12 protein-coding genes are annotated in these 11214 nt (G+C 72.9%); 4 read left to right on the forward strand and 8 right to left on the reverse strand.

Features of this window, described 5'->3' with window-relative positions; all coding sequences use genetic code 11:
- Positions 1 to 113 precede the first annotated feature (113 nt).
- Genes AB0B33_RS18105 through AB0B33_RS18130 form a run of 6 tightly spaced genes read right to left on the reverse strand, consistent with a single transcriptional unit; the run spans position 114 to position 5616 of the window.
- A complete protein-coding gene (locus tag AB0B33_RS18105) occupies positions 114 to 899 on the reverse strand; it encodes a class I SAM-dependent methyltransferase (RefSeq protein WP_360772806.1) in 786 nt (261 codons plus the stop codon).
- A 5-nt stretch (positions 900 to 904) separates the two neighbouring features.
- Entirely contained in the window at positions 905 to 1858 is a 954-nt protein-coding gene (locus tag AB0B33_RS18110; RefSeq protein WP_360772809.1) for an LLM class flavin-dependent oxidoreductase, read from the reverse strand.
- Entirely contained in the window at positions 1845 to 2138 is a 294-nt protein-coding gene (locus AB0B33_RS18115; protein WP_360772812.1) for a phosphopantetheine-binding protein, read from the reverse strand. Before AB0B33_RS18115 ends, AB0B33_RS18110 begins: the two co-directional genes overlap by 14 nt.
- Before the next feature lie 29 nt (positions 2139 to 2167).
- On the reverse strand, positions 2168 to 3202 hold the full coding sequence (locus AB0B33_RS18120) for an SIS domain-containing protein (protein ID WP_360772815.1): 1035 nt from the start codon (positions 3200 to 3202) through the stop codon (positions 2168 to 2170).
- 25 nt (positions 3203 to 3227) lie between these two features.
- On the reverse strand, positions 3228 to 4049 hold the full coding sequence (locus AB0B33_RS18125; RefSeq protein WP_247024872.1) for a BtpA/SgcQ family protein: 822 nt from the start codon (positions 4047 to 4049) through the stop codon (positions 3228 to 3230).
- Positions 4042 to 5616 (reverse strand): pyridoxal phosphate-dependent aminotransferase, encoded by a 1575-nt coding sequence (locus AB0B33_RS18130; RefSeq protein ID WP_247024874.1) that lies wholly within the window; start codon positions 5614 to 5616, stop codon positions 4042 to 4044. The genes AB0B33_RS18125 and AB0B33_RS18130 overlap by 8 nt, the downstream gene beginning before the upstream one ends.
- 431 nt (positions 5617 to 6047) lie before the next feature.
- Between AB0B33_RS18130 and AB0B33_RS18135 the strand changes: the two genes are divergently transcribed.
- Together AB0B33_RS18135 and AB0B33_RS18140 are read left to right on the forward strand one after the other, a co-directional pair.
- On the forward strand, positions 6048 to 6788 hold the full coding sequence (locus AB0B33_RS18135; protein WP_247024876.1) for a hypothetical protein: 741 nt from the start codon (positions 6048 to 6050) through the stop codon (positions 6786 to 6788).
- Between the two features lie 65 nt (positions 6789 to 6853).
- A complete protein-coding gene (locus AB0B33_RS18140; RefSeq protein WP_360772820.1) occupies positions 6854 to 7351 on the forward strand; it encodes a hypothetical protein in 498 nt (165 codons plus the stop codon).
- Positions 7352 to 7777: 426 nt separating this feature from the next.
- On the opposite strand, the gene AB0B33_RS18145 is transcribed toward AB0B33_RS18140, so the two are convergent.
- Both AB0B33_RS18145 and AB0B33_RS18150 read right to left on the reverse strand, forming a co-directional pair.
- On the reverse strand, positions 7778 to 8779 hold the full coding sequence (locus AB0B33_RS18145) for an aldose epimerase family protein (RefSeq protein WP_360772823.1): 1002 nt from the start codon (positions 8777 to 8779) through the stop codon (positions 7778 to 7780).
- Positions 8779 to 9624, reverse strand: coding sequence for a TauD/TfdA family dioxygenase (locus AB0B33_RS18150; RefSeq protein WP_360772826.1), 846 nt, complete (start codon positions 9622 to 9624; stop codon positions 8779 to 8781). The genes AB0B33_RS18145 and AB0B33_RS18150 overlap by 1 nt, the downstream gene beginning before the upstream one ends.
- Before the next feature lie 251 nt (positions 9625 to 9875).
- On the opposite strand from AB0B33_RS18150, the gene AB0B33_RS18155 reads away from it, so the two are divergent.
- Both AB0B33_RS18155 and AB0B33_RS18160 read left to right on the forward strand, forming a co-directional pair.
- A complete protein-coding gene (locus AB0B33_RS18155; protein ID WP_247024884.1) occupies positions 9876 to 10142 on the forward strand; it encodes a phosphopantetheine-binding protein in 267 nt (88 codons plus the stop codon).
- Between the two features lies 1 nt (position 10143).
- Complete coding sequence (locus tag AB0B33_RS18160; RefSeq protein WP_360772830.1) at positions 10144 to 11199, forward strand: GNAT family N-acetyltransferase; 1056 nt, start codon at positions 10144 to 10146, stop codon at positions 11197 to 11199.
- Positions 11200 to 11214 lie beyond the last annotated feature (15 nt).

The raw sequence follows: 11214 nt of genomic DNA on the forward strand, positions 1-11214 counted from the left end.
CTCATCGCGCGTGGTTTTTTTTGTTCTTTGTTCTCCTGTGGTTTCCTCTGCCGCCGCGCGCCGGGTGGGGGGGGGGGGCCCCCCCCCCCCCCCCAACGCCACATTGGGGTGCGTCAGGGTTTGCGGGCCCGGTAGATCGCGCGGCACGGGACCGCCGTCCGGGAGCAGGAGCCCGAGTCGCACTTGAGGTCCTCGCCGCCGAAGTCGTGCGGCAGGGGCTCGAAGCCGGCCGCGCGCAGGGCACCCGTGACGTCCTCGGCGTCGTAGTACCAGCTCGTCAGCGTCTGGTCCACGCGCTGCACCCGGTCGCCCGCGCCGAACACCCCGGACACGCGCAGCATGCCCGTGCGGGTGTCGGTGTCCCAGACCCCGCGCTTGACCACCACCGCCTCGTCGGTGTCGGTGAGCGTGACGTTGTTCCAGTGCAGGAAGTGCGTCTGCTCGTAGAGGTCGAAGACGAACTCGCCGCCCGGGGCGAGTGCCGCGTGCGCCGCGGAGAAGCAGGCCTGCAAGTCCTCTGTGGACGGCAGGTGGTTGAGCGCGCCGTCCATGCTGACGCACGCGGACACCGGTGCCGGCAGCCGGAACGCGCGGGCGTCGGACTGCACCACCGAGAACCGGCCGGCTTCGATCGCCCCGGCGTGGCGGGCGCGGGCCAGGTCCAGCATCGACTTCGACCCGTCGACGCCGTGCAGCGTCCAGCCCGCGTCGAGGAAGCAGGCCGCGGTGACGCCGGTGCCGCAGCAGATGTCCACGGCGGTGCGGTCGGTGCCCGGCACGGTCGCCAGGTGGGCGACCAGCTTCGGCGAGAACCGGTTGACCCAGCCGGTGTAGCTGTTGTCGAAGAAGGAGGCGAACCCCTCCGAGTAGTAGTTGCCCATCGTGGCTTCCTTTCTCACCGGCGTCACCGGGACGCGCGGAGCTGGGGGACGACCTGGTCGGAGAAAAGCGTGACGCAGCGCCAGTCCACCGGCGGCCGGACGCCGAGCACGAAGTCGGTGACCCCGAGCCCGACGTAGGGCCGCAACGCTTCGGCGCACTGCTCCGGCGTGCCGAAGACCAGGTATTCCGGCCACACCGGGGAATCGGGCGGGTAACGCCGCCGCAGCCGCTCGAGTTCACCGGGCAGCTCCGCGGGGTCCTCGACGAGCAGGGCGCGGAAGGTCATCGACCGCCGGACGCTCGCCGGATCGCGGCCGGCTTCCTCGCACAGGCGGTCCAGGCGCGCGCTGCGCTCGCGGTACTCGGCCGGGTCGGCGAGCAGGCTGTTCCAGACGTCCCCGTGCCGCGCCACGGTGCGCAGCACCGGCTCGCTCACGCCGCCGACCACCAGGGGCAGCCGCGGCTGGACCGGGACGGGCCGCAGGTGGGCTTCGGTGAGCCGGAAGTGCTTGCCCACGAACGTCACCGGCTCACCCGACCACAGTCCTCTGAGGACTTCCGCGGTCTCTTCGAGCATCCCGAGCCGGTCCGCGCGGGGCGGCTGCGGCAGGCCGTACTGCCCGTGCGCCAGATCGGCACCGCCGACGCCGATACCCAGTTCCACGCGGCCGTCGCTGACGTGGTCGATGGTGGCGGCGAGCGCGGCCAGCACGGCCGGGTGCCGCCACGCGACCGGCGCGACCATCAGCGCGCAGCGGACCCGGCTGGTGCTCGCGGCGAGCGCGGACAACAGGGTCGTGCCCTCGAAGCACGGCCCGGCCGGCCCGCCCATCGGCGGGCGCAGGTGGTCGAACACCGAGCACCAGTCGTACCCGAGTTCTTCGGCGCGCTGCCACAGTTCCCTTATCTCACCGAAGCTTTCGTACTGCTGTCCGGAATGGACGCCGAACCGCAGCCGCGGTTCAGACGCGGTCACGAGCCGGTCCCGCCGCCGCGGCCACCGGTTCGATCGCGGCGGCCAGCGTGCGGACGCTGCGGAAGGTGTCGGGGGTGATCAGTTCCGGGGGCAGCTCCGTACCCAGGCCGGCCTCGATGGCGACCAGTGTCGCGACGGTGCGCAGCGAGGTCAGCCCGGCCTCGCCCAGCGGGGAGTCCGGGCCCAGGTCCGCCGCGGTGGCGGGCAGCTGGCGCAGGACGAGCTCACGCAGGGCCGCGACCAGTGCGTCACCGGTCCGCCCCGCCAGTGCGTTTCCCATGGTCCTCTGTGTCCTTTCCTCGGTGCGGTTCAGCCGGGCAGGTCGGCCAGGAACGGTTCGCGGTCCAGCTCGGCCGCCATCGCCGCGGCGAGGTACGGGGCGAAGACGCCGTGCACGAGCGGCGCGAACTCCTCCCGCACCGGGCCCGCGACCGGGATGTCGGCCGCATTTCCGCCGACGAAGCGCAGCCGGCGGCCGCGCTGCCGGGCCCGTTCGGCGAGGGCCCGCGCCCGCCGCTGCGCGGTCCCGGGCTGGGCGAGCACGAACACCGGGAGGTCGGTGGGCCGGCAGAACCGCTCGACGTGCCACCACTCTTCGGTGTCCTGCCCGAAGCTGGGCGCGCCGGTGGCCTCGATGAGCTTCGCGGCGGCGTGCAGGGCGGTCCCGTGGCTCGGCCCGGTGCCGAGGAACACCCGCAGCGGCGCGTGCGCGATGTCGGCCGCGGTCTTGACGCAGGCGGGCCGGACGAGTTCCGCCGTCTCCTCGACCACCGCGGCCAAGCCGCCGAGTTCGCCCGTCAGACCCTGAGCGTCCACTGTGGACAAGGCGGCTCGGCGCGCGCCGAGCCCGATCGCGAGCGCCAGCAGGGTCAGCAGGCTCAGCTGGTGGGTGCGGACGCCCGGCGACGGTTCCAGGTCGGTGAGTTCGGTGACGAGCGCGTGCTCCGCGGCGCCGGTGACGGCGGTGCCGGGCCGTCCGGTCACCGCGACGGTCACCGCGCCGAGTTCCCGCGCCAGGCCCAGCGCCTCGGCCACCATCGGGCTGCCACCCGACGCCGAGACGCCGACGGCGAGCGTGCCGGGGCCCGTCCCGGGGTCGGGGTGGTCGGCGAACCGTTGCGCGGGCAGGGGTTCGGCCGCGACGCCGGCGAACCGCGCGAACGCGAGCGCGGCCGCGTGGGCGGCGTGGTGGGAGTCGCCGTTGCCGAGCAGGACGACCCGCCCGATCCCGGCGAACCCGGGCGCCGCCACGAGGTCCGCCACCCGTTCCGCGATCCCGCCGGCGCACGCCCGCAGGTCCGCACCGAGCCGATCCGCCTGCCGCACCAGCACTTCCGCCTTCATCCGCGGTTCGCCCGCCCTTCGTGGTTCACTGCTGCACCGCGCGGACTTCGCGCACGTAGTCGTGGACGAGCCGCTCGTCGATCTCACCGCCCCAGCCGTCGCGTTCCAGGCAGGTGCCGACGAACGCGCCGTCGGCCGCGCCCAGCAACCGCGCGGCGTTGCGGTGGTGGGTGTGCCCGGCCAGGAGCACCGGCGCCGAGGGCGCCGTCTCGCGGACCGAAGCGATCATCGCCAGCGCCTTGTCCTCGTCGCGGTGGGCGAGGGTGACCGCGTCCGCGCCGGCGTCCACGGCGTGCTTCGCGACCTGCCCGGTGGTCTTGTCCCCGGTGAGCCACGAGAAGTGCATCGAGTCCACGTCGGCGACGACCGCGACGTCCCCGGCTTCGATGGCGCGGCGGTAGGTCATCACCCGCAGCGGGTCGCCCTGGACGAGACCCTGCGGGCTGAGCGTGGCCCCGACGAGGGTGGCCGCGCGCACGAACGACGCGCCCGCCACCGCCGCCACGGCCAGCGACGCCGAAATCGCGTTGCGCATGATCTGCACCCCGGTCCGGAAGCCCGGTCCGGTGGCCCGTACGACTTCGGCCACCACGAGCGCCATCGCCGCGACGCGCGCCGGGTCGGCTTCGTCCTCGGTCCCGTAGACGCGGTCGGCGGTCTGGACCAGGCACCCGTCGGCGCCGCCGTTCTCCAGGGCGCGGGCGGAACGCACGGCGGTCTCGGTGATCCCGGCGAACGTGCCGCTGCGGTGGTACGGGCTGCCGGGCAGCGGCGGCAGGTGGATCATGCCGAGCACCGCCTTGTGCCCGGCGCGGGCCGCGAACCCGGCCGTCGGGCGCTCAGACACGGAGCACCCCCGGCTCGGCCACGGCGTAGGCCAGGCGGTCACCGGCCTCCGCGAGCTCCGCCCACGGCCGGGCCGTGGTCACCCGGACCACCCCGCCGGAGAAGCAGAAGTTGAGGATGCCCGGGTAGGTCGACACCCCGGTGGTGCGCAGCAGGTCGCGGAAGCACCGGTAGCTGTCGTCCCAGCCGGGGACGCGGACCGCGGCGTTGATGGAGTACGCCGGGACGGTCACCCTGGCCACCGCCGAGAGCCGGTGGCACGCCGCGTCGCGCAACGCCGTCAGCGCGTCCTGGCGTTCCCAGCGCTCCCGCCGGTAGCCCGCGTAGGCCACGCCCAGCCGGTCGGCGTCGAGGCGGTAGGCGGGCTCGAACTCCGCGACCTCGGCCGCGCCGGGCCGGTCGAGCCCGGTGACCAGCCAGCGTTCCATCCGGGCGAGCAGCTCGACGACCGTGTAGAGGAACGACGGCGGGCCCCCGAACGCGGTCGACGCGTGCTCGTAGTACTCGTCGATGAACTCCCGGCCGGCCAGGATCCAGCCGATCTTCATGCCCGGCGCGGACCAGTTCTTCGACAGGCTCGACACGCGCACGACGTTGCTCGCGGCGCGGGCGGTGCCGCGGGTGCGCCGCGGGCCGAGCCACTCGTGGCACTCGTCGAGGATGATCGTGGTGCGCGGGCCCGCGGCGCGGATCAGCCGGGTCAGCTCGTCCTCGTCGACCAGCGCGCCGGTGGGGTTGGCGGCGGTCTGGATCATGACCAGCGGCGTGTCGGCCGACAACGCCTGGATGAGCGGTTCGAGCGACGTCCGGCCCGCGGTGCTGGGCAGCGGCACCAGCCGGACGTCGCCGCGGCGGGCGACCGCCTCGACCAGCGGCGGGTAGTTGGGGATGCCGCACAGCGCGGGCCCGGTCGGGCCGGTCCGGCCGGTGAGGAGGAAATCGGCCAGGGTGCTCACGGTGAAGGTACCGCCCATGGTGAGCGCGACGTTGTGCTCGTCGTAGACGTCCCGCTCCATCAAGGCGTTCTCGTACGCGGCGACGGCTTCCCGCGCCGGTATCCGGCCACGCGAGTCCGAGTAGCCGTACCAGTCGCGGTCGAGGGCGAAGCGCACGCAGTCCTTGAGCGCGGCGGGCAGGCCCCAGCGTTCTTCGTCGACCGCGCCGCTCGAGAGCAGCAGCTGCCGGTCGGCCGCGAGGTCGCCGTAGAGGTCGTCGCGGAAGTACCAGTTGAAGAGCTCCTTGACGAACCGGACGGTGGCTCGCGAAGCCAGGGCTTCTTCGGCGCCGACGTGGCGCCGGCGGCGGGAACCGCGCCAGAGTTCGGCGAGACCGGGGCGCAGGGCGTCGGCGCCGAGTTCGTGTTCGACGCGGCCGAGCCACAGGTCCCGCAGTTCGAAGGCGTCCCCGGGATCTTCCGCGCGGGCGATGACGTCGAGCAGCCGGTCGTCGACGTCGGGGCAGAAGGTGTCCAGGTCCGCCTCGGCGGGCCGGGCGAGCGCGGCACAGGCTCGCGCGTCTTCGGGAACCGTTATGCGCCGTGGCCGGGACGGGGGATCGAACAGCGGCATGAACCGGGCTCCGTTCTGGGCCGGGCCTGATCGGACAGCTCACCAGATCCGCAGGCGTGGGATGGGGCCGGCACGAACCGCCGGCTGCGCGAAGGTGCGACTTCGGTGATTTCGCCCCGAATTGCGGGCACCGATCACGTTAGCGATTCGGCCCGGACCCGGCCAACCACGCCGCTCTTCGCCCCCTCATCACCGGGTAATCGACCCCGGCGACATAAAATGTCCGGGGTAACCGGACGGTAAAGCGTGATTTCCCGCGGTGAATACCGGGTGGCTGATTACCGCGCGATGAGCGGATCCCTGAATTCGTAACTGTACAGATGTCGCACCGGCACCGTACGTTCGATGGCGGCCAGGATCACTGGCGATCCCGACGAATCGCCGTTCGCGCCGGAGCCAGAGCCCGGAACGCCGAGGAAAAGGATTGGTCGATGGAAGCGGTTTCCCAGACGATGAAGCACGCGCCGGACGAGGAGAACGAGGTCCAGGACCTCATCGGGTTCCGCGACCCGGCGCAGAACCGGGTGACACCGGTCGCCCAATGGCCCGCCGACATCGCCTTCGCGATCGTCGACCGGCTGGCGTCGGTGGTCCGCGAAGCGCACAAGTCCGAAGAAGCCACCTCCCCCGACGCCGAGGGCATCGTCCGCGCCCAGACGTTCGAGGAGGGCGACGTCTACATGCTGGCGAGCCCGTTCGACGGGTACTTCGCCGACCGCTACCTGATGGACTTCTACGACGTCGAAGAGCGGGACATGTGTTCCCGCATGCACCTGCACACGGGCCTGCGTTTCGTGCGCATGATGACCGGGCCCGGCACGCGCATCCGCGTCTCCAGCCTGTCGCCGTTCATCGTCGGTGACGTCCCGGGCGTGACGCCGTTCGCGCCGGAAGCCTTCGAAGACGACCTGCCCGGCACCCCGGAGGGCCACCGGCGCACGCGGTACAACCTGATCGTGCCGGAGAACTCGTGGGTGGACATGCAGATCCCGCGCGGCACTTCGCACCAGTTCAACGCGATCGGCCCGAACGCGGTCATCGACTCGGTGCACCCCGAGGAGTCGATCGAGGTGTTCCGCGAGAGCATGCGCGACTACAAGATGATGGCCCAGACCATCTTCCTCGCCGAGGAGAAGCAGAGCGCGGAGACCTGCGCCGACCTGCCGCGGTGAGCGGGACGCGCACGGTTCCCCCGGACCGTGCGCCCCCGCGTGCCACCCGACGAACGGGGAGGACGATGACCACGCAGCACTGGGAAATCGCGACCGACGCCGCCGAGGTCCACGCGCTGCTCTGCGCGAGCGACCAGCACCAGGGCCGCCGGTTCGGCTCCCCCGTCCCGGCGCGCAACCCCGCCACGACCGAGTCCCGCGTGCGCGCGGGGGTGGTGCACCTGCTGCGCGCGGACGACCGCGCGGCGGCGATGTTCACGTTGACCTGGCACCCGGCTTTCGAGCCGCCGACCGGGGTCTTTCCGGAGGCGCACACCCCGGCTTACCTGAGCAGGCTCGCCGTGCACCCTTCACTGGGCAATTCCCTGGCCGGGCCGCAGTGCTTGCGGCGCGCGGTGTCGATCGCGCGTGAGAGCGGTGCGGATGCGCTGCGGGCCGAGGCGAATCCGGATCTGGAGTCCACAGTGGACGTGATGGTCCTGCTGGGGTTCACCCGCTGCGGCCCGATCTTCGGCGGTGGGGGTTCGCCGCGGCGGACCTACCTCCACCACCCGCTGGGCTGATCCGTTACGGGTTGGAGTGGGGCGACCGAAGTCGCGAGTGACTCATGGGGGACCTTGGAGGTCCCCCATGAGTCATTCGCGGTATCCGGAACGCGCCCGAAAGCGGCAGACAGCGCTGGGACTGGCTGCGCGGCCGAAATGGTGCACCGCACGGCGCCAGTGCGGCGCACCCGCGGTCGGCGTGACCGAACCAGCGCACCACACGGGTACCGTGCGCATCACCCGGCATCCGCCACCCCGAAGCGGTGCACCGCACGGCGCTAGAGCGGCGCACCCGCGGTCGGCGCGGCCGAAATGGTGCACCGCACGGCGCTAGAGCGGCGCACCCGCGGTCGGCGCGGCCGAAATGGTGCACCGCACGGTGCCAGTGCGGCGCACCCGCGGTCGGCGCGACCGAACCAGCGCACCACACGGGTACCGTGCGCATCACCCCGCGTCCACCACCCCGAAGTGGTGCACCGTCCGGTGCCGGTGCGTTTCACCCGGGTCGAGGCGGACCGAAGGGTAGTCCGGGCGGTTCGGCGCATCGGGGAACGCGCCCGTCTCCAGGCAGATCCCGCCGCGCGGGTTCCCCGTGAACCAGTCCCCCGTGTAGACCCCGACCGCCGGCTGGTCCGTGCTCACCCGCATCACCCGGCCGCTCGGCGGGTGGGTCAGCGTCGCGAGGTGCTCCGAAGCCGGGACCAGGAAGCAGTTGTCCACCCGCACCCCCGCCAGCTCACGCTCCGCCGTGAAGTCACGCGCGGTGCCGGACACCGCCTCCGGTGCCCCCGGCAGCGGGACCAGGTCCGGGTCGAAACGAACCGCTTCCGTCGCCGCGAGGCGCAGGCGGTGGTCGTCGATCGTTCCCTGCCCACCCAGGTTCCAGAACGCGTGGTTCGTGAGGCCGACCACGGTCGGCGCCGTCGTCCGCGCCCGGTGCGCGATCACCAGTGTGCCGTCCGGCTCGGCGCGGTAGCTCGTGCACACCGTCAGCTCGCCGGGGTAGCCCTGGTCGCCGTCCGGGCTGGTCGTCGTGAACCGGACCTCCAGTGCGTCGCCGTCGGGGGACGCCTCGGCCGACCACACGTGCCGGTCGAGGCCCTCCGTGCCGCCGTGGACGTGGTGGCGGCCTTCGTTGCGGTCCAGGCGGTGGCGCACGCCGTCCAAGGTGAACTCCGCACCCGCCACGCAGCGGCAATAGCGGCCGACCGTCGCGCCGACGTACGGGTTGCGGGCCCGGTCCAGGTAGGCGTCCAGGTCCGGCAGCCGCAGGCACACGTTGGCGTGCCGCCCGTCCCGGTCCGCGGCCAGCACCTCCACCAGCGTTGCCCCGTAGCTCCACGCCGTGATCGCGAACCCCGAACCGGTGTGCAGCGTGTACGACTCGACTTCCGTGACCGGCCGGCCCGGGACCTTGCCGACGGTCGTGCGTTCGATGCCCCGCATCAGCGGATGCGCAGCCGCTTGAGGTGCCGCGGTTCGCCCGCCGGGGCGGTGCCCGCCGTCCGGCCGTGGAAGTGGCGCCGGTTGTCGATCACCACCAGCAGCCCGCGCTGCCAGTGCACACCCCGCGCGCCGGGGGCGTACATCGCCGCGTGGAGGTTCTCCAGCGCGACGTCGACCGCTTCCGGCGGGTCGCCGCCGTCGTTGACCCAGTCGAGGCGCCCGCCGAGGAAGTCGCGGAACGAGAACACCGGACGGCCGTCGTGCTCGCGCAGGATCGTCTCCCCCGGCGGCAGGTGCGCGTAGCGGGTGCGGGACAGCACTTCGCGGTCCGGCGCGGACAACCGCCCGAAGATCTCTTCCATCGGCACCAGGACGGTCTGCGCCGCGGTCGGCCGCGGGCCCGGGTGGCAGCACATCAGCACGATGTACCGCGGCTGGTCGACGGCCACCCGGCCGCTGCCTTCGGTGTGCAGCGACAGCGAGTTCTCGGCGAACGGCTGCAGCGAGACGTCGTCGGTGCGCCGGTTCTTGCCGAGCAGGTTGAGGATCACGCCGCCGGTCACGAACGGCTGCACCGCCGGGTCGGTCTCCTCGGTCGCGGTGCCGAGCCGGGCGCCGAACGCGACGAACTCCTCGTCGGCGAACGGCTCGTCGAGCAGCACCACGCCGGCGCCGTGCTCACGCAGCATCGGCTCGACGAGGGCGAAGACGTCGGCCGCGCGGGGTGCCGAGGTCTTGGCGACCCCGTCGAACGGCGGTGGCAGCATCCGGCCGGCGTCGAGCAGTTCGTGGCGCGACCGAGCGTACCCGGGAGCGGCCTTCTCCTCGTAGGATCCCTTCGACACCTTGACCTCCGTCTTCGGTCGTGCGGTGGACGCGAGCCCACGCTAGGCGCGACCCGCCCACCACCGGGTAAACGGCACCGCGGCCGCGCTCACCGCGCGGTAATCCGCCGTGCCGGGGTAATCGGCGGGTAACCGGCGGCCAGTGCGCCGCGGTGGCGCCCCACGTGCCGCGCGATTACCTCCGCGCGGGGGCGCCCGCGCTACGTTCGGGGAGCCCGGACCACCGCCCGACCCCGGATCTGAGGTGACCGATGAAAACCGACGCGACCGCCGCGGAGCAGGCCGTGCTCGACCGGCTCCGCGCGTGCCTCGGCGAGGTCCTGCCCGTGGAGCCGCTCGCGGCCGACTACGACCTCATCGCCAGCGGCGTGCTGGACTCCTCGCGCTTCCTGGCGGTGTTCGTCGAGCTCGAAGACCACTTCGGCATCCGCATCACCGGTGACGACATCAGCCAGGACAACTTCCGGACCCTCGAACGGATCGCGCGGTTCGTCCGCGCCAAGGGCGGGGACGCCTGACGTGGCCGTCGACTTCGTCCTCACCGGCTACACCCCCGGAGACCGCGCCGAAGCCTGCGCCTTGCAGGATCCGTTGCTGCGCGGCGGTCCCGAGGGCAACGGGTCCTACTTGGACTGGAAGTACCACGAAAACCCCTACCTGGACGGCCGGTACGTCGTGCTGGCCCGGACCCCCGGTGGGGAGCTGGCCGGGATGGTCGGCGTGTTCGGGTCCGGCTGGGAGGTCGACGGGCAGCGGTTCGTGCTGCCGTGCCTGACCGACACGATCGTCGCACCGGAGCACCGCAACGGGCCGGTGTTCCACGCGATGGTCGACGAGGTCCTCGCCCGCCTGCGCCGGGACAACGTGCCGTGGCTGCTGGACTTCGGCGACCAGGGCACCGTGCCCGCGATGCTGATCCGCGGCTGGCAGCAGGTCGGCCCGTGGGGGCAGGCGGTGCTGAACCGCCCGGCCGGGCACGGTTTCCGCGGCCCGTGGTCCGCGCTCCCCGACGCGAGGGGCACGCGGTCCGGCGTGACGATCACCGCGGCCACCGCACCGGACGTCGAGGCCATGGCGGCGGTCGCGGCGGCCCTGCCCGGCGACGGCCGGGTCCGGGTCGCGCGCACGGCGTCCTACTTCGGCTGGCGCGCGGGGAACCCGCTGGCGAAGTACTACTACCTCCTGGCCCGAAGCGAAACCGGCGCGGTGGAGGGGTACCTCGTCGCCCACCGGTCCGGTGTGGACACCGACGACGGGCCGACCCCGACCACGGTCGTCGACTGCGAAGCGAGCAGCGACGACGTCCAGGCCGACCTCGTGCGGCTCGCCGCCGAGACCCTGCCCGGCACCCGGTTCCTGCTGTGGACCCGCGACCTGCCGGACCCGGTCCTCAAGGAACTCGCCGGCCTCGGCGCCGAGTTCGTCGAACCGACCGGGCGGCCCACCCGCGACCGGCCGCTGCCGAGCCTGCTGATCCGGGCGACCGGCGCGCAGACCGTCCCCGCCGCGCTGGCGGACCTGGTCAAGCCGGACTCGTGGGACTTCCGCGGGGTGTCCGGCCGCGGCTGGCGCTAGCCGGCCCTTCCCACC

This window comes from Amycolatopsis sp. NPDC049159 (assembly GCF_040648295.1).
Classification (GTDB): Bacteria; Actinomycetota; Actinomycetes; order Mycobacteriales; family Pseudonocardiaceae; genus Amycolatopsis; species Amycolatopsis pretoriensis_A.